21 protein-coding genes, 1 tRNA gene and 1 pseudogene are annotated in these 22,450 nt (G+C 65.8%); 10 read left to right on the top strand and 13 right to left on the bottom strand.

From position 1 onward, the window contains the following. Window positions 1–543 precede the first annotated feature (543 nt). Both BMG07_RS32095 and BMG07_RS32090 read left to right on the top strand, forming a co-directional pair. Window positions 544–2,340 carry a hypothetical protein gene (locus tag BMG07_RS32095; protein ID WP_198087897.1) on the top strand — a complete coding sequence of 599 codons (1,797 nt, stop codon included), beginning with the start codon at window positions 544–546 and terminating at the stop codon, window positions 2,338–2,340. Window positions 2,341–2,379: 39 nt separating this feature from the next. Next, complete coding sequence (locus BMG07_RS32090) at window positions 2,380–2,595, top strand: hypothetical protein (RefSeq protein ID WP_198087896.1); 216 nt, start codon at window positions 2,380–2,382, stop codon at window positions 2,593–2,595. Here the strand turns inward: BMG07_RS32090 and BMG07_RS45180 are convergent. The 3 genes from BMG07_RS45180 to BMG07_RS32075 form a co-directional block, all read right to left on the bottom strand. Continuing rightward, on the bottom strand, window positions 2,585–2,890 hold the full coding sequence (locus BMG07_RS45180; RefSeq protein ID WP_198087895.1) for a phage protein NinX family protein: 306 nt from the start codon (window positions 2,888–2,890) through the stop codon (window positions 2,585–2,587). The two genes, BMG07_RS32090 and BMG07_RS45180, sit on opposite strands and share 11 nt — an antisense overlap. Window positions 2,891–3,557: 667 nt before the next feature. Then, window positions 3,558–3,785 (bottom strand): hypothetical protein, encoded by a 228-nt coding sequence (locus tag BMG07_RS32080; protein WP_198087894.1) that lies wholly within the window; start codon window positions 3,783–3,785, stop codon window positions 3,558–3,560. Between the two features lie 483 nt (window positions 3,786–4,268). Further along, a complete protein-coding gene (locus BMG07_RS32075) occupies window positions 4,269–4,538 on the bottom strand; it encodes a hypothetical protein (protein ID WP_198087893.1) in 270 nt (89 codons plus the stop codon). A gap of 411 nt (window positions 4,539–4,949) precedes the next feature. Here BMG07_RS32075 and BMG07_RS32070 point away from each other — a divergent pair. Further along, a tRNA-Leu gene (locus BMG07_RS32070) sits at window positions 4,950–5,041 on the top strand. A gap of 20 nt (window positions 5,042–5,061) precedes the next feature. Then, complete coding sequence (locus tag BMG07_RS32065; RefSeq protein WP_198087892.1) at window positions 5,062–5,706, top strand: DUF6806 family protein; 645 nt, start codon at window positions 5,062–5,064, stop codon at window positions 5,704–5,706. A 6-nt stretch (window positions 5,707–5,712) separates the two neighbouring features. On the opposite strand, the gene BMG07_RS32060 is transcribed toward BMG07_RS32065, so the two are convergent. From BMG07_RS32060 to proV, 6 genes are all read right to left on the bottom strand, one after another. Continuing rightward, window positions 5,713–6,495 carry a hypothetical protein gene (locus BMG07_RS32060; protein WP_198087891.1) on the bottom strand — a complete coding sequence of 261 codons (783 nt, stop codon included), beginning with the start codon at window positions 6,493–6,495 and terminating at the stop codon, window positions 5,713–5,715. 19 nt (window positions 6,496–6,514) lie between these two features. After that, entirely contained in the window at window positions 6,515–7,303 is a 789-nt protein-coding gene (gene murI, locus BMG07_RS32055) for a glutamate racemase (RefSeq protein WP_198087890.1), read from the bottom strand. Then, window positions 7,300–8,853 carry a fumarate hydratase gene (locus tag BMG07_RS32050; protein ID WP_198087889.1) on the bottom strand — a complete coding sequence of 518 codons (1,554 nt, stop codon included), beginning with the start codon at window positions 8,851–8,853 and terminating at the stop codon, window positions 7,300–7,302. Before BMG07_RS32050 ends, murI begins: the two co-directional genes overlap by 4 nt. A 101-nt stretch (window positions 8,854–8,954) precedes the next feature. Beyond that, window positions 8,955–9,983 carry a glycine betaine/L-proline ABC transporter substrate-binding protein ProX gene (gene proX / locus BMG07_RS32045; RefSeq protein ID WP_269759600.1) on the bottom strand — a complete coding sequence of 343 codons (1,029 nt, stop codon included), beginning with the start codon at window positions 9,981–9,983 and terminating at the stop codon, window positions 8,955–8,957. Window positions 9,984–10,000: 17 nt separating this feature from the next. Beyond that, window positions 10,001–11,188 carry a glycine betaine/L-proline ABC transporter permease ProW gene (proW, locus tag BMG07_RS32040; RefSeq protein WP_269759599.1) on the bottom strand — a complete coding sequence of 396 codons (1,188 nt, stop codon included), beginning with the start codon at window positions 11,186–11,188 and terminating at the stop codon, window positions 10,001–10,003. Between the two features lie 20 nt (window positions 11,189–11,208). After that, entirely contained in the window at window positions 11,209–12,462 is a 1,254-nt protein-coding gene (proV, locus tag BMG07_RS32035) for a glycine betaine/L-proline ABC transporter ATP-binding protein ProV (RefSeq protein WP_198087888.1), read from the bottom strand. Window positions 12,463–13,023: 561 nt separating this feature from the next. Between proV and fumC the strand changes: the two are divergent. Next, window positions 13,024–14,420 (top strand): annotated as a pseudogene (fumC, locus tag BMG07_RS32030) (class II fumarate hydratase). A gap of 116 nt (window positions 14,421–14,536) precedes the next feature. On the opposite strand, the gene BMG07_RS32025 reads toward fumC, so the two are convergent. Continuing rightward, complete coding sequence (locus BMG07_RS32025) at window positions 14,537–15,154, bottom strand: NAD(P)-dependent oxidoreductase (RefSeq protein ID WP_198087887.1); 618 nt, start codon at window positions 15,152–15,154, stop codon at window positions 14,537–14,539. A gap of 101 nt (window positions 15,155–15,255) precedes the next feature. Between BMG07_RS32025 and BMG07_RS32020 the strand changes: the two genes are divergently transcribed. Further along, window positions 15,256–16,173, top strand: a complete 918-nt coding sequence (locus tag BMG07_RS32020; protein ID WP_198087886.1) for a LysR family transcriptional regulator — start codon at window positions 15,256–15,258, stop codon at window positions 16,171–16,173. 16 nt (window positions 16,174–16,189) lie between these two features. Here the strand turns inward: BMG07_RS32020 and BMG07_RS32015 are convergent, their stop codons facing one another. Continuing rightward, window positions 16,190–16,828: a YqhA family protein gene (locus BMG07_RS32015; protein WP_198087885.1), complete on the bottom strand. Its 639-nt coding sequence runs from the start codon at window positions 16,826–16,828 to the stop codon at window positions 16,190–16,192. 146 nt (window positions 16,829–16,974) lie between these two features. Between BMG07_RS32015 and acs the strand changes: the two genes are divergently transcribed. Together acs and BMG07_RS32005 are read left to right on the top strand one after the other, a co-directional pair. Further along, window positions 16,975–18,972, top strand: a complete 1,998-nt coding sequence (gene acs, locus BMG07_RS32010; protein WP_198087884.1) for an acetate--CoA ligase — start codon at window positions 16,975–16,977, stop codon at window positions 18,970–18,972. A gap of 141 nt (window positions 18,973–19,113) precedes the next feature. Then, window positions 19,114–19,638, top strand: a complete 525-nt coding sequence (locus BMG07_RS32005; protein WP_198087883.1) for a LapA family protein — start codon at window positions 19,114–19,116, stop codon at window positions 19,636–19,638. A gap of 12 nt (window positions 19,639–19,650) precedes the next feature. Here the strand turns inward: BMG07_RS32005 and BMG07_RS32000 are convergent, their stop codons facing one another. Continuing rightward, window positions 19,651–19,965 (bottom strand): c-type cytochrome, encoded by a 315-nt coding sequence (locus BMG07_RS32000; protein ID WP_198087882.1) that lies wholly within the window; start codon window positions 19,963–19,965, stop codon window positions 19,651–19,653. A gap of 107 nt (window positions 19,966–20,072) precedes the next feature. Between BMG07_RS32000 and BMG07_RS31995 the strand changes: the two genes are divergently transcribed. Next, entirely contained in the window at window positions 20,073–20,327 is a 255-nt protein-coding gene (locus tag BMG07_RS31995) for a TIGR04438 family Trp-rich protein (RefSeq protein WP_198087881.1), read from the top strand. Window positions 20,328–20,381: 54 nt separating this feature from the next. Here the strand turns inward: BMG07_RS31995 and ilvD are convergent, their stop codons facing one another. Next, window positions 20,382–22,076: a dihydroxy-acid dehydratase gene (gene ilvD / locus BMG07_RS31990; RefSeq protein WP_198087880.1), complete on the bottom strand. Its 1,695-nt coding sequence runs from the start codon at window positions 22,074–22,076 to the stop codon at window positions 20,382–20,384. A 118-nt stretch (window positions 22,077–22,194) separates the two neighbouring features. On the opposite strand from ilvD, the gene BMG07_RS31985 reads away from it, so the two are divergent. After that, window positions 22,195–22,450: LysR family transcriptional regulator (locus BMG07_RS31985; RefSeq protein WP_198087879.1), on the top strand; the 256-nt coding region annotated here is incomplete at its 3' end.

The raw sequence follows: 22,450 nt of genomic DNA, 5'->3' as shown, positions 1-22,450 counted from the left end.
TTGAGCGACCTCAGGCCTATAGGGAGACCTGCTGTGGATGGGGCAGGATCCGGAATGCATCTTTAAGGGCTCGGCGCGATTTATCGACTGCGTTTACTTGAGCCACGGGATGCTTCGGGACCTGCGCGAAGAGGAGGGCGTTCAATATCAGATGATGGACTCTAATATCGTCTTCTTCTCGCACTAGGGTGACATGGCGGCTTGGTTCGAGTCGGCGGTCCTGGATCCCGAATGCTGGTTCATGACCGATGGTATGAGCGAACCTCGACCCACCGGACGCGTCTCCGAGTTCCCACCGTGAAGAACGATAGAGCGCTTCTTGCCCCGTCATAGCAGCCGGCCTCAGCGCGTCCTTCCTCCCGACGTTCGCATTGGGGCGATTTTTTCTTTTAAGGCGACCTTACGTCTACTGGTCTGACCCGATTCCTTCTGTCATCTTGAGCGGGCAGCATCCGGTGCAAATATTACGGAGCGAGGGATCAACTGAACAAGTCAGCGAAGATTTCAGGAGCGTGCTTGGCTGCGCGAGGCATCGGTGCCCTGTTGGCGGCCCTGCTGGCTGCAGCCATCGCTGTGATTGCTTGGGGCGCAGATCGCGGCCTTGGCATCGCGGACGAGGGCGTGTATCTGTTGGCCGCCCGGTATCCCATGGAGATCGAGCAGAACGTCTCTGCTGTCTTCGACTACACAGGCGCGATCTTCAGGTTGGTGGGCTATGACCCTGCGATGTTCCGGCTCGCGGGCCTTGCGGCGATCATGCTGTCGGCGCTGGCGTTCTGGATTGGATTTCAAAAGCTGCTGCTGATCATGTTTCCAGGCGCGAGGCATGCGCAACACGTACGCCTGAACTCGCTGCTGTTCATCCAACTCGGCGGGATCCTTTACTACCAGTGGGCCTTTGCGACGCCAAATTACTACACGCTGACAGCGATCGCGCTCAACCTCTTCGCGGGGTTCGTGATGTGGGCGCTGGCGCGAGAAACATCGGCGTCAGGTAACGCGCAAACGACAAGTTTTTTTGGGATCGCCGGGCTGGCACTGGGCTCGGGGGTGTTCGTGCGCTTCACCTCTGCTGTATTGGTTTTGGGTTGCCTGTTCGCGCTGCTCTGGTATTGGCCCGGCGTAGGCCGCTTGCGAAGAATCCGGCTGCTCTTGACTGTGGGATTGGGCATGATCGTATGGTCTGGTTTCCACTTCATCGCAGTGCAAGGCCCCGTGCGCCAATGGGAAATGTTCACGCATGGCTGGAAGCTATATCAAGCGATCGGCACCCACTCGCCTGAGGCCAAGATCTTTGCCTACCCGCGTGACCTGTTCGTCCTGGCTTGGTCCGCTTTCCTGATCTTCTGGCCGTGCCACTTGATGGTCGCTGCGGCGTTGCTCGTGCTGCGGCTCGCTGGGCCAGGTTCTCGTACGCTGGCGATCCTCCGTCCCTCGGTCGTTGCCACGCTGGCGTTTGCTGTCGCAGCCGTGCTGTCGTGGGGCGTTGGTGCAGACGTGCTGACGAGCAGGCTGCCCGCCTTAGCGTCCGCCACCGGCGTCTCTGCTTACCTGTCGTTTTACGGGGCGTGGATCCTGTTGCTGATTGCGATCTACGCACTCTTCGCCATGCAGTCCGCTGGTGCACGGCGAGCATGTGACCCGGCCGCGATGCAGTGCCGCGGACTCGTGCTGTTTCTGCTAGGCCTGCCGATCGCGGGCTCCGTCGGTACCGCCAACCCGCTGTACAACGTCATCTCCTTCTATGCCGTGCCCTGGTTCGGGTTGGTCTTTCTGCTCGGTGTCGCGCTGATCGCTCGCTATAGAGTCCGGCCAGCGTTGTTGCTCGGCGTGATGGCAGTTATGGGCGGCGTGACGTGCAGCCAAGTGGTGCAAGGTAGTGTGCAAACGCCTTCACAGGTCTCGACCGGACTGCAGCTACAAGCCATTCCAACCGAGGTTGGATTCCCTGCGCACTGGATGAAGCTGGACCGCACGTCGCACACGCTGATTGAACAACTCCGCACAGCCGCCGCGCGCAGTGGCTTCAAGCCAGGGGACGACATCGTGGCAGTGAGCTATCTGCCGGGCTTGGTCTACGCGATGGGCGGGCGATCCCCTGGGCACCCCACGTTCTTGCTCGGTACGCCAGGCTATCTTGCGTACAGCAAGATAGCCATGGGCTTTGCGGAAAAGGCTCGACTGCGTACAGCCCTTGTGCTGCTTGATTTGGACGCGGACGATGGCGATCTGCGCCTACTGCTGGGTTCAGCCGGCCTACCTTTCCCCTCTGGCTACGACGAGGTAGCCGAGGTAACGGCCGGCGATAAAACTTACCGACTATTTAAACCCAATCAGTGAGTCGCGCGGCAAACTGAAAACCAAAACGCAGGAGGCATGATGGATCACAGTTTCTCGCATAAGGGCCGGCGCGTTGATGTCCAGGTCGTGGAGCAGGCAGAGCAATTCGAATGGTCGTTCAAGATCGACGATGGCCCGATTGTCCGCAGGGACGAGTTCGTTTCGCGGAGTTCGGCGTCGGCGGTGCTTGCTGCGATGGCTGTAGCCAAACAGGAAATTGACCACGCCGCCGGCACAGCGCGTTCTAGGCGTTGACGGTCGGGCCGAACTTCGCTGTTACGAGGGCCCGCATTCCAGCAACCAGCAGCGATGGTCCCTCCACCCAAGTTCCACGGCCGCTGGTTGCTCGATCCTGCAGCCGGCCTATAGAGATCGCGCACCACGCACCGCCCTTGGCCGGCAGGGGGGCGACGTGGATGCCTTCCCGCTCCAAGATCGGACCGCCCTGCGTCCAATCTGATGAGGGCGAGTAGTCCGGCTCAGCCTCGCGACCCACAGCCTTTGCTACCCATTGGTCAAGCTGCGCACCTGTGAGTTCTGATGTATTCATGTCGATCGTTGTTGGCCAAGCGGGGAGTCGGGCATTTTGCGTTTAGTTCATTGCGCAAAGATTGCGTGGCGTCTGGGCGGCCGCCAAAAATACCCGCCAAAGCGGGTAAGCGATATTGCGATCGAGGAGTGCTACCCCTTGTTCAAGAGAGGCTGAACGAGGTTGTACGCTCCTGGAGGCCGTGCGTTTTTTGAGCCAGCGTCACATGGTGCCCCTGATCGAGAACTACTCCCGCCGGCTTGACCATCGTTGACAGTGTGAACGGCTTGCCCGCCGCACAACCGTTCCTCAACAACAGGGGAGAGGGCACACGGCAGGAGCGAGGCGCTGGGCGATCACCGTAACCGAGCTGGAGCAGGGGGAGTTTCACTTTGCCGTGTTGGAGGCCGTGAGCGACAACGGGAACCTCTTCACCTTCAAGCCTGGCGTGCTCGGCGACGAGCCGCATGGGGCAGCCATCGTGGCATGGCTGCCGCGTGTGCGCACTGGTCAACTACGAGTCGGACCGCATCAGCCAGTCGGCTGCTAAGTGGGCTTTGTAGATGGCGCCCATGAAAAAGCCGCCTCACGGGCGGCTTCGGTGTGTTCGCGTCACCCACGGTTTCGCGGGTGGAGCTCGGGTAGTTGGGAGCTGTGGATTGAGGTCCTGCAACAGGAGGTCAGGCGGCTACTGCGACCCCTTCACGTAGTTCTTGAAGGCGAGAGCCATGGTGGACTCGTCCGTGGTGCAGCCGAATGTGTTGGCGCAACCTGATGCAATCTTGATTTGCTCGCGGCCGCCGGAAAGTGGTTCTCGTGTGATCTGGTAGGCCCTATAAATATCGCCTGAAGGGGGCGTGTGGGTCACGATCACGGCATCGGTCGCAGTTTGAATCTTCCATTTGCTGTTTGTCACCACCCATACCTGGGCTCGGCGCCAATAACGAGCGCACTCGTCTGCGCCTTCGCAGTACAGTGGCTCCATTGCCCTTGCTCGAATCTCGGGGCTCGCTTGTGGCGCTACACCACACCCGATAAGCGGGAGTGCTGTAAGCGAAATCAAAACAATCAGAAGCTTCCTCATATATATCTCTCTCTCCTTGCCCCTTCAGGGCGTCAAATTTGCTTTGTTTATGGATCGCCTAGCCAACAATGATGCACGAGCTCTGCGTGCATTCTTTGCGCGGAGACCGGAACTGATCAGAATTGTCCGATAACAAAGACGCGGCCTTCCTCGGGCTTTCGGTCTGCTGCGTTCAGCACGACTAAGTCATTGTGGTTCAGGTTGAGTTCCATGCTATGCCCGATTGTCGTCAGTGAGACAAGGTAATACGGCATGCGGCTGTTCGACCGCAGCCGGTTGGCGTAAAAAATGGATCTTCATCTGTACAGTTGATCTTTACAGCGTATCCGTAGCCGTGCCCGACGTTTCGATTCGGCCCCATCGAATCTTGATCAAATCCGGATCTCGGTCGAAATCGACGTCCTCGGATTGCGGCCGCGCCTGCATTTCCCGGATTCCGTTCACGAGCAGTGTTGGATCAACCCACAGGGTGAGCGCTTGCCCATGTGAATCCCCAATGGGGTCTGCAAAGCCGCTGGCAGGAACTGCCAAGTCTGCGGGTGAACGCAGCTTGCCGAGGCCCGGCGATCTCGCGCGCTTGGGCATCGTGGATCTCGCCCTCCAGGCGGTCCCGGGCATGTTGGCGCAGACGTGGGCCCATCACCAGCTTGGCCGGCTCAGGCCTTCTGGCCACCAACTCGGACAACCTAGACAGGCGCGAGGTGAGCACTTCGACCGCACAGGCTGGTGTCCGCCCCCTGCCGCATGAGAGATAATCGGGCCTTGCATCGGCGCTACCTAAGCGGGGGGAGAGCGGAGCAGAGAGTGGTTTGGCTAGCTGCGCTGGCCTGTTGATTTGGTTGGACTGATTCCAGTGCAAATCCGTCTAGCCCGGTTCGACTCCGGGTCGCGCCTCCACCCTCTCGTTCAACTCGATTCGACCCCGACTTCCAAGCCCCGCCAACCGACGTTGCCGGGGCTTGTTTTGTTTGGGTTATCGTCGATGTTCAACCTGACGCCCGGATGGTGAAATTGGTAGACACATCGGACTTAAAATCCGCCGCTTCCTTAATCGGGGCATACGGGTTCGACCCCCGTTCCGGGTACCAAACTTACAAGGGAGCATTCGATGCCTCGCTACAACGCTCCATTTGAGATCCATGTGCACGGCGATGTGCCGTTGCGCGCGGACGTGAGCTTCGACCAGATCCAGGAGGCGCTCAAGCCCCTGTGGAAGTACGCCGGCGCCAAGTCGCTGGCCGACGGCGCCACCAGCACCTACGAAGAAGAGCCGGGCATCCGCTTCGAGCAGAAGGACCACACGCTGCAGATCTGCTGGACGGTGCCGGGCGACGAAGACTTCCGCCAGGCGCTCGACGAAATGTGCATGGGCCTGAACGAGCTGTCGGAGCGCGGCGCGGCCATCGAGGTCACGTTCTACGACACCGACTTCGACGAGGAAGAGGGCGACCCTGAAGAAGAGTCGCGCGACGACTTCCTGATGCTGTTCGTCGGCCCCAATCCGGCCGCGATCATGCAGGTGCAGCGCGACCTGCTGGTGGAAGACGTCGTGAACCTCATGGAGCGCCACTTCGACGGCGCCGAGCTGGGTGGGGTCGTCTCCGAGATCGATCGCCTCTTCAGCGACCGTTTCGACGCCCTGGTGAACTCGCTGGAGATCGGCAAGCGCCCGCGCGGCACGGGCGGCCCCGGCAGCGGGGGCAGCGGCGGTGGTGGACACGGCGGCGGTCGCCGCCCGCGCCACCTGCACTGACAGACTTCAGGGTGCCTGGCGCAGCAGCGACTTCGGCACCTTGAAGCGCTCGCCGTCGTAGCGCAGCGTCACGGTGCTGAACTTCGCGGGCAGCGCCTTCTCCACGCAACCCTGGTCTTCCTCTTCCTGCGCGCGGCTCTGCACGAGCGTGCGCGACAACTGCAGATCGGCAAAGCCGTTGCTGCTGGCCTTGCCCACCGACAGCATCGTGCGCAGCTTCTCGAAGTGGCCGGTGCAGGTCGAATCCCATCCCCCGTTGTCGTGGTCGAGCTCGACCTCCTGCAGCACCTGGCGAAACTGCTTGCCGTGGTGCACGTACAGGCGCACGGTCTCGCTCGCCAGCGGGCTGCCGGGGGCGCTGGTGCCCCGGTAGCGCACGCGCACGCCGAAGGCCCGGGCGTCGGCCGACAGCACGTAGCGCGAGGTGTCGATGCGGATGTCCTGGATCGACGTGGTCGCGTCCTCGTCGAGCGCCTCGGGCTGGAACAGCCGGGCGATGACCGTGTCGCGTTCGGTGTTGCCGTTGTCGGGCCGCTGGATCAGCAGCAGCTCCAGGTCGAACACCTTGGCGCCGTTGTCGGTGGTCTCGCGCGGCAGCGGCAACACGACGATGCTGCGCCCCGGGAACGCAGGCCAGATCTTGCAGGCCGCGAGCCGCTCGTCGAGCGGGCGCTTGGGGTGCAGCTTGGCGTGCATGCGCTCGGCCAGGCCGCTTTCGCAGGCCGCGTGACTCAGGCCGGCGGCCGAGAGGCAGAAAAGGAGGAGGGCGGCGTGGCGTAGAAGGCGCATGAGGGGGCGAACGGTGCGGTCAGGTCGCGGCGGCCGTGGGGAGGCCGAGCCACTGCGTGGCGGCGGCCTCGAGCACGGCGACGTCGCCGCTGCTCTCCAGGCGCAGCCCGCCATCGCCGCCGCCTGCGAGCCGGCCCGCCGATGCCAGCAGCCGCCGCGTCTGCTGCGCGACCGGCACGCCGGTGTCGATGAAACGCAAGGCGGCCGGCGCGTGCCGGCGCAGTTCGTCTTTCACGAGCGGATAGTGGGTGCAGCCCAGCACCACCGTGTCGACGTCCGTGGGGCCGTCGCCGAAAGGCCCGGCCTCTTTCATGTAGCGCTCGCACAGGGCCGAGATGCCGGCGGCGTCGAAGCCCTCGATGGCCTTCACCAGCCCGTCGCAGGGCACCGGGCGCACCTCGGCCGAACCTGCGAACGAGGCGCGCAGGGCCGCGTACTTGGCGCTGGCCAGCGTGCCGCGCGTGGCCATCACCGACACGTGCCCCGTGCGGCTCGTCGCCACGGCGGGCTTCAGCCCTGGCTCCAGGCCGACGATCGGGAGGTCGGGGTGCTCGGCCCGCAGCAAATGAATGGCGGCGGTCGTGGCCGTGTTGCACGCGACCACGAGCGCCTTGATGCCGTGCGCGCGCAGCAGGTGGTCGACCACCGCGCGCGAGCGCTCGATCACGTAGGCGTCCCCGCGTTCGCCGTACGGCGCATAGGCCGTGTCCGCGAAGTACACGAAGTTCTCGTGCGGCAGCTCGGCCCTCAGCGCGGCCAGCACGCTGAGCCCGCCCACGCCGCTGTCGAAGACGCCTACCGTGTTCAAGCTTCTTCCATCATGATGGTCTTGAACTCGCCGCTGGCGATGCGCTTTTGCCACTCGGCCGGGCCGGTGATGTGCGCGCTGGTGCCGCCGGCGTCGACCGCCACCGTCACGGGCATGTCGACCACGTCGAATTCGTAGATCGCTTCCATGCCCAGGTCCGCGAAGCCCACCACCTTGGCGGTCTTGATGGCCTTGCTCACGAGGTAGGCGGCACCGCCCACGGCCATGAGGTAGGCGCTCTTGTGCTTCTTGATGGCCTCGATGGCGACCGGGCCGCGCTCGGCCTTGCCGATCATCGCGATCAGGCCGGTCTGGGCCAGCATCATCTCGGTGAAGCCGTCCATGCGCGTGGCGGTGGTCGGGCCCGCGGGGCCCACGGCCTCGTCGCCCACCGGGTCGACCGGGCCGACGTAGTAGATGACGCGGTTGGTGAAATCGACCGGCAGCTTCTCGCCCTTGGCCAGCATGTCCTGGATGCGCTTGTGCGCGGCGTCGCGGCCGGTGAGCATCTTGCCGTTCAAAAGGATCGTGTCGCCCGGCTTCCAGCTTGCGACTTCCGCGGGCGTGAGCTTGTCGAGGTCGACGCGCTTGCTCTTCTTCTCGTCGGGGGCCCAGTTGACGTCGGGCCACATGTCGAGCGACGGCGGGTCGAGGTAGACGGCGCCGCTGCCGTTCATCGTGAAGTGCGCGTGGCGCGTGGCCGCGCAGTTGGGGATCATGGCCACGGGCTTGCTCGCGGCGTGCGTCGGGTACATCTGGATCTTGACGTCCAGCACGGTGGCCAGGCCGCCCAGGCCCTGCGCGCCGATGCCCAGCGCGTTGACCTTCTCGTAGATCTCGATGCGCAGCGCCTCGACCTTCGTGAGTTCGGCGCCCGACTTCTTCTTGGCCTGCAGCTCGTGCATGTCCAGGTCGTCCATCAGGCTTTCCTTGGCCATCAGCGCGGCCTTCTCGGCCGTGCCGCCGATGCCGATGCCCAGCATGCCCGGCGGGCACCAGCCGGCGCCCATGGTCGGCACCGTCTTGAGCACCCAGTCGACCACGCTGTCGCCGGGGTTCAGCATGACCAGCTTGCTCTTGTTCTCGCTGCCGCCGCCCTTGGCCGCGACCGTCACTTCGAGGGTGTTGCCCGGCACGATCTCGGTGAAGATCACCGCGGGCGTGTTGTCCTTGGTGTTCTTGCGGTCGAACTGCGGGTCGGCCACGACCGAGGCGCGCAGCGTGTTGTCGGGGTGGTTGTAGCCGCGGCGCACGCCTTCGTTGATGGCGTCGTCCAGGCTGCCGGTGAAGCCGCCCCAGCGCACGTCCATGCCCACCTTGAGGAACACGTTGACGATGCCGGTGTCCTGGCAGATCGGGCGGTGGCCCGTGGCGCTCATCTTGCTGTTGGTCAGGATCTGCGCAATGGCGTCCTTGGCGGCGGGGCTCTGCTCGCGCTCGTAGGCCTTGGCTAGGTGGGCGATGTAGTCGGCGGGGTGGTAGTAGCTGATGTACTGCAGCGCGGCGCTGATCGATTCGATCAGGTCGGCCTGCTGGATCGTGGTCGTCATGGTGGGGGGCTTTTATGAATGTGGAAACGCCCCCGGATTATCTCAGCGGGCGATTCGGGGCGTGTGCCTGTCCCCGAAGAGCGCCCCCACCCACGCGAAAGCTACCGGGCCGCGGCCCGCGCCTGCGCAATCCAGCCGTCGAAAACCTGCTGGTGCGCCTTGATCCACCCGTCCGTGTGGCGTTCCACGTCCTGCTGCGTGTTCGCGCCCTGGCTCATGCGCAGGTTCTGCGCATTGATGTCGCTGATCGGCAGCTTCATCACCTCGAACAGCTTGCCCGCCGCCGGGTTCTTCTCGACGAAGGCCCGGTTGGCCACGATCTGCTCCTGGTTGGCCTGGAAGCCGTAGTTCTTGCCGTTCGGCAGCTGCGTGTCGACATTGCCGGCATCGCCCTGCGACGAAGAAAAGGGCACCTGCAGCCACACCACGTCCGCGCCGGGGCGCAGCACGGCGCTGACCCAGTACGGCGTCCACGTGTAGTACAGCACCGGCTTCTCCTGCTTGAAGCGCGCGATGGTGTCGGCCATGAGCGCGGCATAGCTGCCTTGCTTGTGGGTGACGGTGTCGCGCAGCTGGTAGGCGTTCAGGTGGTTCTCGATGGCCAGCTCGCAGCCCCAGCCGGGGTTGCAGCCCGTGAGGTCGGCCTTGCCGTCGCCGTCGGCGTCGAACAGCTTGGCGATGGCCGGGTCCTTCAGCTGTGCGATGTTGGTGATGCCGTACTGCTCGGCCGTCTTGCGGTCGATCAGGTAGCCCTGCACCGCGCCGTCGGAGTACACGCCCTTGCGCCACAGCTTGGCGTCGCCGCCGCTGTTCTTGTAGAAGTCGGCGTGCAGCAGGCTCCAGTGGTTGGCCATGAAAGTGGCGTCGCCGTTGGCAATGGCCAGGTGCTCGGTGGCGGGCTCCAGGTCTTTCATGGGTTCCACCGTGTAGCCGAGCTTCTCGAGCGCGCGCATCACCAGCAGCGTCTGGAAGGCCTCCTCGGCCAGCGAACTCTTCAGCGGCAGCACGGTCACGCCCTTGCCGGGCAGGTCGTTGCCGGCGGCCAGGGCCACCGTGCCCGAGGCCACGAAGGCCAGGGCCAGCAGGCCGCGTGCGATGAGACTGGTCTTCTTGTTCGTCATGTGCTTCATGCGTCGGGTTCCTCCGCTCATTGCGCCTGCGTCGACAGGGCGGGTGCCGGCTCGCCGGCGGCGCGGCTCGGCGCCACCGCGCGCTGCAGCATGCGCAGCGCGAAGCCCACCGGGCCGGTGTGCCACCAGCGGCGGCCGCCGCTGCGGCGCGACTTGCCCATGGCCTGCGTCAGGCGGTCCAGCGAGATGGCCAGCAGCACGATGCCCAGGCCGCCCACGGTGGCCAGGCCCATGTCGAGCCGGCCGATGCCGCGCAGCACCATTTGGCCCAGGCCGCCCACGGCGATCATCGAGGCGATGACCACCATCGACAGCGACAGCATCAGCGCCTGGTTGATGCCCGCCATGATCGACGGCATGGCCAGCGGCAGCTGCACCTTCACCAGCATCTGCCACGGCGAGGCGCCGTAGGCGCGCGCGGCCTCGATCAGGTCGGGCCGCACCTGGCGCAGGCCGAGGTTGGTCAGGCGCACCAGCGGGGCCAGCGCGAAGATGATCGTGACGATCACGCCCGGCACGTTGCCGATGCCGAACAGCATCACCACCGGCACGAGGTACACGAACGCGGGCGTGGTCTGCATCGCGTCGAGCACCGGCCGCATGATGCGCTGCGCGCGGTCGCTGCTGGCCAGCAGCACGCCCAGCGGCAGGCCGATGACCATGCAGAACACCAGCGAGGTCAGCACCAGCGACAGCGTGACCATGGCCTCGGGCCAGATGCCCAGCATGGCCACCAGCAGCAGCGCCACGGTGGTGCCGATGGCCAATGCGCGGCCGGCGAACTGCCAGGCGAACAGGCCGATGAGGGCGATCATCGCGAGCGTGGGCAGGCCGGTCAGCAGGCTCTGCACCCAGTTCAGCGTGCTGTCGATGGGCAGGCGCACGGTCTGGAAGAAGGGGCGGAAGTGCTCGACCACCCAGCCCAGGCCCTGGTTGATCCAGGCCTCGACGGGCAGCGAGCCGTCCCACAGGCGGTGCAGCTGGAAGCCGCCGGCGGCGGCGTCGGGCTGGCCGGCCAGCTGGTGCGCGGCATTCACGGGCGCGTCGAGCCAGGCGCTGGTCGACGACGGGTCGGGCGCGGCGGACATGGCTTCCCACGGGTCGAGGGGCGTGGGCGCGGGTGCGGGTGCGGGTGCGGGTGTCGCCAGCATCGTGGCGGCGTCGTTCAGCGGAGCGAGTTCGGAGGGCAGCGTGGTGTCGTTCATCAATGGGTCCTTCGAATCGTTCAGGCGAGGGCCACGGCGGCCGCGGGTTGCTGGGGCTGGTGCGCGGGGTCGATCGGCGGGGTGTCGCGGTCGAGGAACTTCAGCAGCGTGGTCTTGCTGATCGCGCCGCAGAAGCGGCCGTCGTCGCCGACCACCGGCACGGCGCAAGGCGCCTGTCCGACCTGGCCGATGAGGCCGGCCACGGCCGCGTCGGCTTCGATCGTGCCGAGCGCATCGAGGAACGCATGGCGCAGGCCGAGCGGGCCCGAGTGCCCGTCGAGCGCCGCGCGCAGGGTGTCGGCCGACACGGTGCCCAGGTAGCGCTTGTTCGGGTTCACCACGTAGGCGAAGTCGCGGTCCTGGTCTTCGAGCAGCTTGAGCGCCGCGCGCGCGCCGCGCTCCGGGTGCTCGCACACCACGGTGAGCGACTTGCGCGCGATGTCGCCGGCCTTGAACACGGCCGCCGCGTCCACGCCGCGCACGAAGCTGCGCACGTAGTCGTCGGCGGGGCTGCGCAGGATCTCGTCGGGCGTGCCGACCTGGATCACCTGGCCGTCCTTCATGATCGCGATGCGGTCGCCGATGCGCATGGCCTCGTCCAGGTCGTGCGAAATGAAGACGATGGTGCGGCGCTGCTCCTGCTGCAGGCGCAGTAACTCCGACTGCATCTCGGTGCGGATGATCGGGTCGAGCGCCGAGAAGGCCTCGTCCATCAGCAGGATCGACGGGTCGGAGGCCAGCGCGCGCGCCAGGCCCACGCGCTGCTGCATGCCGCCCGAGAGCTCGTCGGGGTAGCTCGCGCCCCAGCCCGCCAGGCCCACTTGCGCCAGCGCCTTGTCGGCCTGCGCCAGGCGCTCTTTCTTGCTCGTGCCCGAGAGCTCGAGGCCGAAGGCCGTGTTCTCGCGCACCGTCATGTGCGGCATCAGCGCGAACGACTGGAACACCATGCTGATGTCCTTGCGGCGCAGCGCGCGCAGCTTGGCGTCGGAGTGCTCGTTGATGTCGGCGCCGTCGATCATGATGCGGCCCGCGGTCGGCTCGATCAGCCGGTTCAGCAGGCGCACCAGCGTCGACTTGCCCGAACCCGAGAGCCCCATGATGACGAAGATTTCTCCGGCCTGGATTTCGAAAGTGGCGTCGAACACGCCGATCGACTGGCCGGTGCGCGCCAGGATTTCTTTCTTGGACAGACCTTGGCGGACCAGCTCCAGCGCTTGTTCGGGCTCGTCGCCGAACACCTTGAAGACATGGTCGATGAGAATTCCTTTGGCCATATGTCGGGGCTCCTTTCGTGTGAAGGGTGGACAGATCGCCGCCCCGAAAAAAGGGCGGCGGCGACCACGTCGCCAGCCTTCGGGGCTGTCCGGGGATGGATCGGCGCGCGGTGGCGCGCGCAATGGCCCGGCTAGCCTCGAAGGCTGCCGGCAGGCACTGAAGACGACATGGCGACGAAACCAGTGCCCGCCGGATGCTTCATTCGCAGTGCGACGGGCCTGGTCGAGGGGCGCCGCCTGGATGAGCGTGACGTGGCAATGGGGACGGAAAAACCGTCCGGTTTGCCGGGCTGGGCCCGGCGCAAGAACCTTGCACCGCGACGGGATTCAAAGATCCGCGAGTAGTGAAGGGGTGACCAACGCTGTCATCATCATGACTTGTTGGTCGTCAGAAGACGTCAATCATAACTTTTTGACATGAAGAGGTCAAGGCGCGAAGAGGTATCAGCCTGTCAGCGGCGGCGCAATGGCCTCGTCAGATGAGAGCTACTCTCGTTGGCGCGATACTCGGCACTGCGCCGGAAAGCGGCGCGATTTTTCTTGAATGCGGAGCTTTTTCTCATGACGACTTCCCCCAAGACCCGTGCCGAGCGCGACACCTTCGGACCGATCGACGTGCCGGCCGACAAGCTGTGGGGCGCGCAAACGCAGCGCTCGCTGCAGAACTTCGACATTTCCGGCGAGCAGCAGCCGCGCGAGATCATCAAGCGCTGGCCCAGGTGAAGCGTGCGTCGGCCGTGGTCAACCATGCGCTGGGCCTGCAGGACGAGAAGAAGACCAACGCCATCGTGGCCGCGGCCGACGAAGTCATTGCCGGCAAGCACCCGGGCGAGTTCCCGCTGGTGGTCTGGCAAACGGGCTCGGGCACGCAGACCAACATGAACGTGAACGAGGTGCTGGCCAACCGCGCGAGCGAAATCCTCGGCGGCGAGCGCGGCGAAGGCCGCCTGGTGCACCCGAACGATGACGTCAACCGCAGCCAGTCGAGCAACGACGTGTTCCCGACCGCCATGCACGTGGCCGCCGTCGAGGCCATCACGCACAAGCTGCTGCCCGCCATCGCCAAGCTGCGCGGCACGCTGGAGCAGAAGTCGAAGGACTTCGCCGACATCGTGAAGATCGGCCGCACCCACCTGCAGGACGCCACGCCCCTCACGCTGGGCCAGGAGTTCTCGGGCTACGTGGCGCAGCTGGCCCACGGCGAAGCGCATGTGCGCGCCGCGCTGCCGCACCTGAGCGAACTGGCGCTGGGCGGCACGGCCGTCGGCACCGGCCTGAACGCACCGAAGGGCTACGCGGAACAGGTGGCGGCTGAGCTGGCCAGGCTCACGGGCCTGCCGTTCGTGACCGCGCCCAGCAAGTTCGAGGCAATGGCCAGCATCGACGGCATGGTGCATGCCCACGGCGCGCTCAAGACGCTGGCGGCCAGCATGAACAAGATCGCCAACGACGTGCGCTGGCTCGCCAGCGGCCCGCGCAGCGGCATCGGCGAACTGAGCATTCCCGAGAACGAACCCGGCTCGTCGATCATGCCGGGCAAGGTCAACCCGACCCAGAGCGAGGCCGTCACGATGCTGGCCGCGCAGGTGTTCGGCAACGACGTGGCCATCAACATCGGCGGCGCGTCGGGCAACTTCGAGCTGAACGTGTTCCGCCCGATGGTGGCGCACAACTTCCTGCAGAGCGTGCGCCTGCTGGCCGACGGCATGGTGAGCTTCAACGACCACTGCGCCGTGGGCATCGAGCCGAACCGCGAACGCATCACCGAACTGGTCCAGCGCTCGCTGATGCTGGTGACGGCGCTGAACACGCACATCGGCTACGACAAGTCGGCCTACATCGCCAAGAAGGCGCACAAGGAAGGCACCAGCCTGCGCGAAGCGGCCATCGCCTCGGGCCACCTGACGGCCGAGCAGTTCGACGCGTGGGTGATTCCCGAGAACATGACCGGCCGCTGAGCCTGATCTGGGCTCTTTCGTGGGGGCCGCCGCGCACGGCCGCCCGAAGCGGCCGGCCCGCCCCCGGTAGGGGGTAGGAGAAGCGACACGAAGTGCGCGGAGCCTGGGGGCGAGCCTCAATACCCGATGGTGTAGCGCTGGCGCGAATGTGCGGGCTTTTCCAGCTCGTCGATGAACGCGATCGCGTAGTCCTCGAAGGTGATCCAGCTGCGGCCTTCGGCGCTCACCAGCAGGTCGTCCTTGCCCAGGCGGAACTTGCCCGTGCGCTCGCCTTCGACGAACTCGGCGGAGGGCGACAGGAAGGTCCAGTCGAGGTCCTTCTCGCTGCGCAGCGCGTCCAGGAACACGCCGCCGGCCGAGGCCTCGGCGCGGTAGGCGTCGGGGAAGTTGGGCGTGTCGATCACTTTCAGGCCGGGCGCCGCGAACAGGCTGCCGGCGCCGCCGACCACCAGCAGGCGCTTCACGCCCGCGCGCTTGGCCGGCTCGATGATGGCCGCGGGCGGCACGGTGGCGAAGTGCGCGGCGCTGAACACGGCGTCGTGGCCGGCCAGCGCTTTCTCGAGGGCGGCGCCGTCGAGCACGTCGAGGTCGACCGCCTTCACGTTGGCGCGGCCGGCCAGCTTGGCGCTGGCCTTGCGGGCAATGGCCGTGACGGTGTGGCCGCGGCGCAGCGCTTCTTCCAGAAGGCGGCCGCCGGCGCGTCCGGTGGCGCCGATGATGGCAATGTGGCTCATGGTGATCTCCAGAAAGTGGATGGGATGAAACGCATCTTAGGTTTCTGCTTTCGAAAGAAATACCTCGATTTGCGCGCTTGTTTATTTCTAAAATCGTTCGAATGGACCGATTGAATGCAATGCGGGTGTTCGTGAACGTGGTCGATGCGGGCAGCCTTTCGGCCGCCGCCGACAAGCTCGACCTGTCCCGCCCCGTGGTGACGCGCTATGTGGCCGAGCTGGAGCAATGGACCGGCGCGCGGCTGCTGCACCGCACGACGCGCCGCCTGAGCCTGACCGCCGCGGGCGCGGAACTGCTGCCGCGTTGCCGTCAGGTGCTGGAACTCACGGGCGACATGCAGGCCGCGGTGCGGCACCCGGCCGAGGCGCCGCGCGGGCAACTGCGCATCACGGCCAGCACCTCGTTCGCGCAGGCGCAACTGGCCGAGGCGGTGGCCGACTACGTGCGGCTCTATCCGGGCGTGGCGGTCGACCTGGTGTTGCTCGACCGGGCGGTGAACCTGGTGGATGAGCGCATCGACCTCGCGATTCGCGTGGCAGTGGAAATCGACCCGAACCTGATCGCGCGCCGGCTCACGGACTGCCGCTCGGTGGTCTGCGCCTCACCGGCCTACCTGAAGGAACACGGCCAGCCGCTGCGGGTGGAAGAGCTGGCGCAGCGCAACTGCCTCACGCATTCCTACTTCGGGCGCAGCCTGTGGAACTTCACGCGCAAGAGCAACGGGGAGCCGGTGTCGGTGGCCGTGGGCGGCAACGTGTCGACCAACGACGCGGCCAGCCTGATGTACCTGGCCAGGGCAGGGGCCGGCATCGCGATGCTGCCGACCTACCTCACGGCGGGGCTGCTGCAGGCGGGCGAGTTGGTGCGGCTTTTTCCCGATTTCGAGCCGCAGGTGGTGGGCATGCATGCCGTGTATGCCTCGCGCAAGCACATGCCGGCCACCTTGCGCACCATGCTCGACTTTCTGGCGGCCCGCTTCACCGAAGTGCCCGCGTGGGACTTGCCGCACGCAGGCTAGGGAACAAGGCAACGGCTCAGTGGCGGTCGTCGCCGTGCGGGGCGGACGAGGTCATGAGCTTGTCGGTGTAGGCGATGGCCATGGCCGAGAACAGGAACGCGATGTGGATCACCGTCTGCGCAATGAGCACGCGGTCGGTGTAGTTGTCGGCGTTGATGAAGGTCTTCAGCAGGTGGATCGAGCTGATGCCAATGATGGCCGTGGCCAGCTTCACCTTGAGCACCGACGCGTTCACGTGGCTCAGCCACTCGGGCTGGTCGCGGTGGCCTTCGAGGTCCATGCGGCTCACGAAGGTCTCGTAGCCGCCCACGATCACCATGATCAGCAGGTTGGAGATCATCACCACGTCGATCAGCGCCAGCACCACCAGCATGATCACCGTCTCGTTCAGCGTGCCCACGGGGGCCGTGGTCTTGTAGCCGATGCTGGTGATCAGCGCCTGCAGCGCGTCCTTGCTGCCGAAGGCGGCTTCCACCAGGTGCAGCAGCTCGACCAGGAAGTGCACCACGTACACCGCCTGCGCCACGATCAGGCCCAGGTACAGCGGCAGCTGCAGCCAGCGGCTCGCGAAAATCAGCTTGGGCAGGGGGCGCAGCGGCGAACCACGACGTGGTACGGGCGGGTTCCGGGTGTCGAAGGGATCGGGAGCGGACATCGGGAGGGCGGTTGTTTGGGACGGGGGATTCTAGGGGTGTCCCCGTGTCGCACTCGTGATAACCCTGCGAACTAACATCGGACCGTCAGTGACCCGTAAGTGCGGCCGTCGACATTACGGCCGCATCCATCCAGGAGACATAGAGCATGAGCAGCGCATCGAAGAACATTGAATCCGTCCTGGTCGAGAACCGCGTGTTCCCGCCCGACGCCCGCGCCACCGAAGGCGCCCGCATTTCCGGCATGGCCGCCTACGAGGCGCTGTGCAAGGAAGCCGAACAGGACTTCGAAGGGTTCTGGACCCGCCTGGCCAAGGGCAACCTGCAGTGGACCAAGCCCTTCACGAAGACGCTCGACGAGTCGAAGGCGCCGTTCTATGAATGGTTCGGCGACGGCGAACTCAATGCCAGCGCCAACTGCCTGGACAGGCACATCGGCACCCCGGTCGAGAACAAGACCGCCATCGTCTTCGAGGCCGACGACGGCACCGTCACCAATGTCACCTACAAGGAGCTGCTGGCCCGCGTGAGCCAGTTCGCCAACGCGCTGAAGGCCGAGGGCATCAAGAAGGGCGACCGCGTCATCATCTACATGCCGATGACGGTCGAGGGCGTCATCGCCATGCAGGCCTGCGCGCGCATCGGCGCCACCCACAGCGTGGTGTTCGGCGGCTTCTCGGCCAAGGCGCTGCAGGAACGCATCATCGACGCGGGCGCGGTGGCGGTCATTACCGCCAACTACCAGCTGCGCGGCGGCAAGGAGCTGCCGCTGAAGGCCATCGTGGACGACGGCATCGCGCTGGGCGGCTGCGAATCGATCAAGACCGTGTTCGTTTACGAGCGCACGCCCACCGCGTGGAAGCGCGTCGAGGGCCGCGACAAGACCTTCGCCGAAGCGCTGAAAGGCCAGAGCACCGACTGCCCGCCCGTGCCGGTGAACGCCGAGCACCCGCTGTTCATCCTCTACACCTCGGGCTCCACCGGCAAGCCCAAGGGCGTGCAGCACGCCACCGGCGGCTACCTGCTGTGGGCCAAGCTCACGATGGACTGGACCTTCGACATCAAGCCCGAGGACGTGTTCTGGTGCACCGCCGACATCGGCTGGATCACCGGCCACACCTACGTCGCCTACGGCCCGCTCGCGGCCGGCGCCACGCAGGTGGTGTTCGAGGGCATCCCGACCTTCCCGCACGCGGGCCGCTTCTGGCAGATGATCGAGAAGCACAAGGTCAGCGTGTTCTACACGGCGCCCACCGCCATCCGCTCGCTCATCAAGGCGGCCGAGGGCGACGAGAAAGTGCACCCGAAGAACTGGGACCTCACCAGCCTGCGCATCCTGGGTTCGGTCGGCGAGCCGATCAACCCGGAGGCGTGGATGTGGTACCACCGCAATATCGGCGGCGAGCGTTGCCCCATCGTCGACACCTTCTGGCAGACCGAAACCGGCGGCCACGTCATCACGCCGCTGCCGGGCGCCACGCCGCTGGTGCCGGGCTCGTGCACGCTGCCGCTGCCGGGCATCATGGCCGCCATCGTCGATGAAACGGGCAAGGACCTGCCCAACGGCGCCGGCGGCATGCTGGTCATCAAGCGGCCTTGGCCCTCGATGATCCGCACGATCTGGAACGACCCCGAGCGTTTCAAGAAGAGCTATTTTCCCGAAGAGATGGGTGGCACGATCTACCTGGCCGGCGACGGCGCGGTGCGCAGCGCCGACCGCGGCTACTTCCGCATCACCGGCCGCATCGACGACGTGCTGAACGTGTCGGGCCACCGCCTGGGCACGATGGAAATCGAATCGGCGCTGGTGTCAAAGACCGACCTCGTGGCCGAGGCCGCCGTGGTGGGCCGCCCCGACGACGTGACCGGCGAGGCCGTGTGCGCCTTCGTCGTGCTCAAGCGCGCGCGCCCGACCGGCGAGGAGGCCAAGCAGATCGCCAACGAGCTGCGCAACTGGGTCGCCAAGGAAATCGGCCCCATCGCCAAGCCCAAGGACATCCGCTTCGGCGACAACCTGCCCAAGACGCGCAGCGGCAAGATCATGCGCCGCCTGCTGCGCAGCATCGCCAAGGGCGAGGCCATCACGCAGGACACGTCGACGCTGGAGAACCCGGCCATCCTCGAGCAACTGTCCGAGAAGCTCTGAGGGCTGCTGTAGGACGTGGCCGTTTATCCGGCCACGGACGCCTGGCGGGCCTTCGCGCTGAGGTAAAACCATCGCAGTGACCGTGCGCCTCGACGCGCACGGCCTGTTTCGATGTGTTCGATCTTTCCGAAGGAGGCCCCCATGGGCGTGAGATCCGCTTTTCTGTTTGTCATCGTGCTGCTCATCGCGGCGCTCGCCGCGCTGAACTGGGGCACGCTGTCCGCGCCCACCGACGTGTGGCTGGGCTTCATGACCGTGTCGGCGCCGCTGGGCCTGATCATGCTGGGCCTCACCGTGGTGCTGGCCGCTTTCTTCCTGGTCTATGTGCTGTACCTGCACAGCTCGGTGCTGCTCGACACCAAGCGCCACACGAAGGAAATGCAGGTGCAGCGCGACCTCGCCGACAAGGCCGAGGCCTCGCGCTTCACCGAGCTGCGCAATTTTCTCGAAGCGCAGGAGAACAAGCACATGGCGCAGAACGCCGACCGCCAGACCGCGCTGCTGGCGCGCCTGGAGCAGCTGGAGACCTCGGTGCGCCTGCGCTCCGACCAGACCGACAACACCGTGGCCGCGCACATCGGCCAGCTCGAGGACCGCATCGAGCGCCGGCCGCTGTCGCCGGTGCCGGCGCCGGTGATGCCGGCGGACATCAACCCGCAGGGCTGATGCGCGGGCGGCTTACTTCGTCTGTAGCACCCAGGCCGCGAGCTTCTTCGCGTCGGCTTCGCTGACCTGGTTGTTGGCCGGCATGGGCACGGGGCCCCACACGCCGGAGCCGCCCTTCATGATCTTGTTGGCGAGCGTGTCGACCGCGCCCTTGTCGTCCTTGTACTTCGCGGCCACGTCCTTGAACGACGGCCCGAGCACCTTGCGCTCGACCGCGTGACAGCTCATGCAGTTCTTCGAGGTGGCCAGCGCCAGGTCGGCGAAGGCGGGCGCGGCGAGTGCGCCAAGGCCGAGACCCAGGGCTGCCGTCAACAAGACTCTTTTCATGGGGATCTATTTCGTAAGGGCTGAGTTACATTCGACTCAACGCGATTGTAGGTAGCGCCGTGCACGGCGTCCGGATGCGTTGCCAATACAACCCCGAGGGATTCGCGATGTGGTTTCTGGCATTGGGCCTGCTCGGCCTGGCCCTGAAGTATTTCGAGGTGGGCATGGTCGCCGGCTGGAGCTGGTGGATCGTGCTGTCGCCCTTTGCCATGGCGCTGGCGTGGTGGGCCTGGGCCGACTCGTCGGGCTACACCAAGCGCAAGGTCATGGAGCGCGAAGACAAGCGCAGGCAGGACCGCATCGACCGCCAGAAGACCAACATGGGCATCAAGACCGGCAACGGGCAGCGCCCGCGCCGTTGAGCGGCCCCGGCCCCGGGCATGCCCGGGGCCTGAGCGTCATCGCTTCGACAAGAATCAGAACTTGTCGAGCACCGCGCCCGAGCTGGCGCTCGACGCGTTGAACGCGAACTTCGCCTGCACGCCGCGCGTGTAGCGCGGGGCCGGTGCCTTCCAGCCTTCGCGGCGCTTGGCGATCTCGGCTTCGGGCACGTTCAGTTCCAGCTTCAGGTCGTGCGCGTCGATGGTGATCGAGTCGCCTTCGTGCACGAACGCAATGGTGCCGCCGGCCGCCGCTTCAGGCGCCACGTGGCCCACCACCATGCCCCAGGTGCCGCCCGAGAAGCGGCCGTCGGTGATGAGGCCCACGCTTTCGCCCAGGCCCGCGCCGATCAGCGCACCCGTGGGGGCCAGCATTTCGGGCATGCCCGGGCCGCCCTTGGGGCCGAGGTAGCGCAGCACCATCACGTCGCCGGCCACGATCTTGCCGTCGAGAATCGCCTTGAGCGCCGACTGCTCGTCGTCGAACACGCGCGCCGGGCCGGTGATGACCGGGTTCTTCAGGCCGGTGATCTTGGCCACGGCGCCTTCGGGCGACAGGTTGCCCTTCAGGATGGCCAGGTGGCCTTCGGCGTACATCGGCTTGCCGATCGGGCGGATCACGTCCTGGTCGGCGCGCGGCACGTCGGGCACGTCCTTGAGCACTTCAGCGATGGTCTGGCCGCTGATGGTGATGCAGTCGCCGTGCAGCAGGCCCGCGTTCAGCAGCACCTTCATCACTTGCGGAATGCCGCCGGCCTGGTGCAGGTCGACCGCGAGGTACTTGCCCGAGGGCTTCAGGTCGCACAACACCGGCACCTTCTTGCGCATGCGCTCGAAGTCGTCGATGGTCCACTCGACTTCGGCCGCGTGCGCGATCGCCAGGAAGTGCAGCACCGCGTTGGTCGAGCCGCCCGTGGCCATGATCACGGCCACGGCGTTCTCGATGGCCTTCTTGGTCACGATGTCGCGCGGCTTCAGGTCTTTCTTGATGGCCTCGATCAGCACCTTGGCCGACTCCTTGGCCGAGTTGGCCTTCTCGTCGTGCGGGTTGGCCATGGTCGACGAGTAGGGCAGCGAGATGCCCAGCGCCTCGAACGCGCTGGACATGGTGTTGGCCGTGTACATGCCGCCGCACGAGCCGGTGCCGGGAATGGCGCGCTTCTCGATCTCGTGCAGGTCTTCGTCGCTCAGGTTGCCGGCGGCGTTCTGGCCCACGGCCTCGAACACGCTCACGATGTTCAGGTCTTGTCCCTTGTACTTGCCGGGGAGGATGGTGCCGCCGTACACGTAGATGGCCGGCACGTTGGCGCGCAGCATGCCCATCAGGCCGCCGGGCATGTTCTTGTCGCAGCCGCCGACCACCAGCACGCCGTCCATCCACTGGCCGCCCACGCAGGTCTCGATGCAGTCGGAAATGACCTCGCGGCTCACCAGCGAGTACTTCATGCCTTCGGTGCCCATGGCCATGCCGTCGGAGATGGTGGGGGTGCCGAACACCTGCGCGTTGCCGCCGGCTTCCTCGATGCCCGCGATGGCCGCGTCGGCCAGCTTCTGCAGGCCCGAGTTGCAGGGCGTGATGGTGCTGTGGCCGTTGGCGACGCCGACCATCGGCTTCTTGAAGTCGCTTTCCTCGTAGCCCATGGCGTAGAACATGGAGCGGTTGGGCGCGCGGCTCTTGCCTTCGACGATGTTGGCGCTGCGGCGATTGATCTGGATCGGTTTGGTGTCCATGGTGTCTCTTCTGTCGTGGGGTGTGGGGAATCGCGAGGGGGCGCGACGGGCTCAAGTATCGGACTTCTGATTGATTGGTTCCAATCCGATTTTCACCACGCATTGATATGCTCGGCATATGAAAGAAAGCCTGATCGACCTGCGGGCCTGGCGCCAGTTCGTGGCCGTGGCCGAAGAACTGCACTTCGGCCGCGCCGCGCTGCGCCTGCACATGACGCAGCCGCCCGTCACGCAGGCCATCGCCCAGCTCGAGAAAGCGCTGGGCGTGGTGCTGTTCGACCGCACCCGGCGGCGCGTGGCGCTCACGCCGGCCGGCGAGGCGCTGCTGCCCGACGTGCGCGAACTGCTGGCCCGCGCGCAGGCATTGCCGGCGC

Source organism: Variovorax sp. E3, assembly GCF_016082275.1.
In the GTDB taxonomy this organism is placed as follows: domain Bacteria; phylum Pseudomonadota; class Gammaproteobacteria; order Burkholderiales; family Burkholderiaceae_C; genus Variovorax.
The sequence above is the reverse complement of the archived record's forward strand: the minus strand, read 5'-3'. Positions and strand labels throughout refer to the sequence as shown.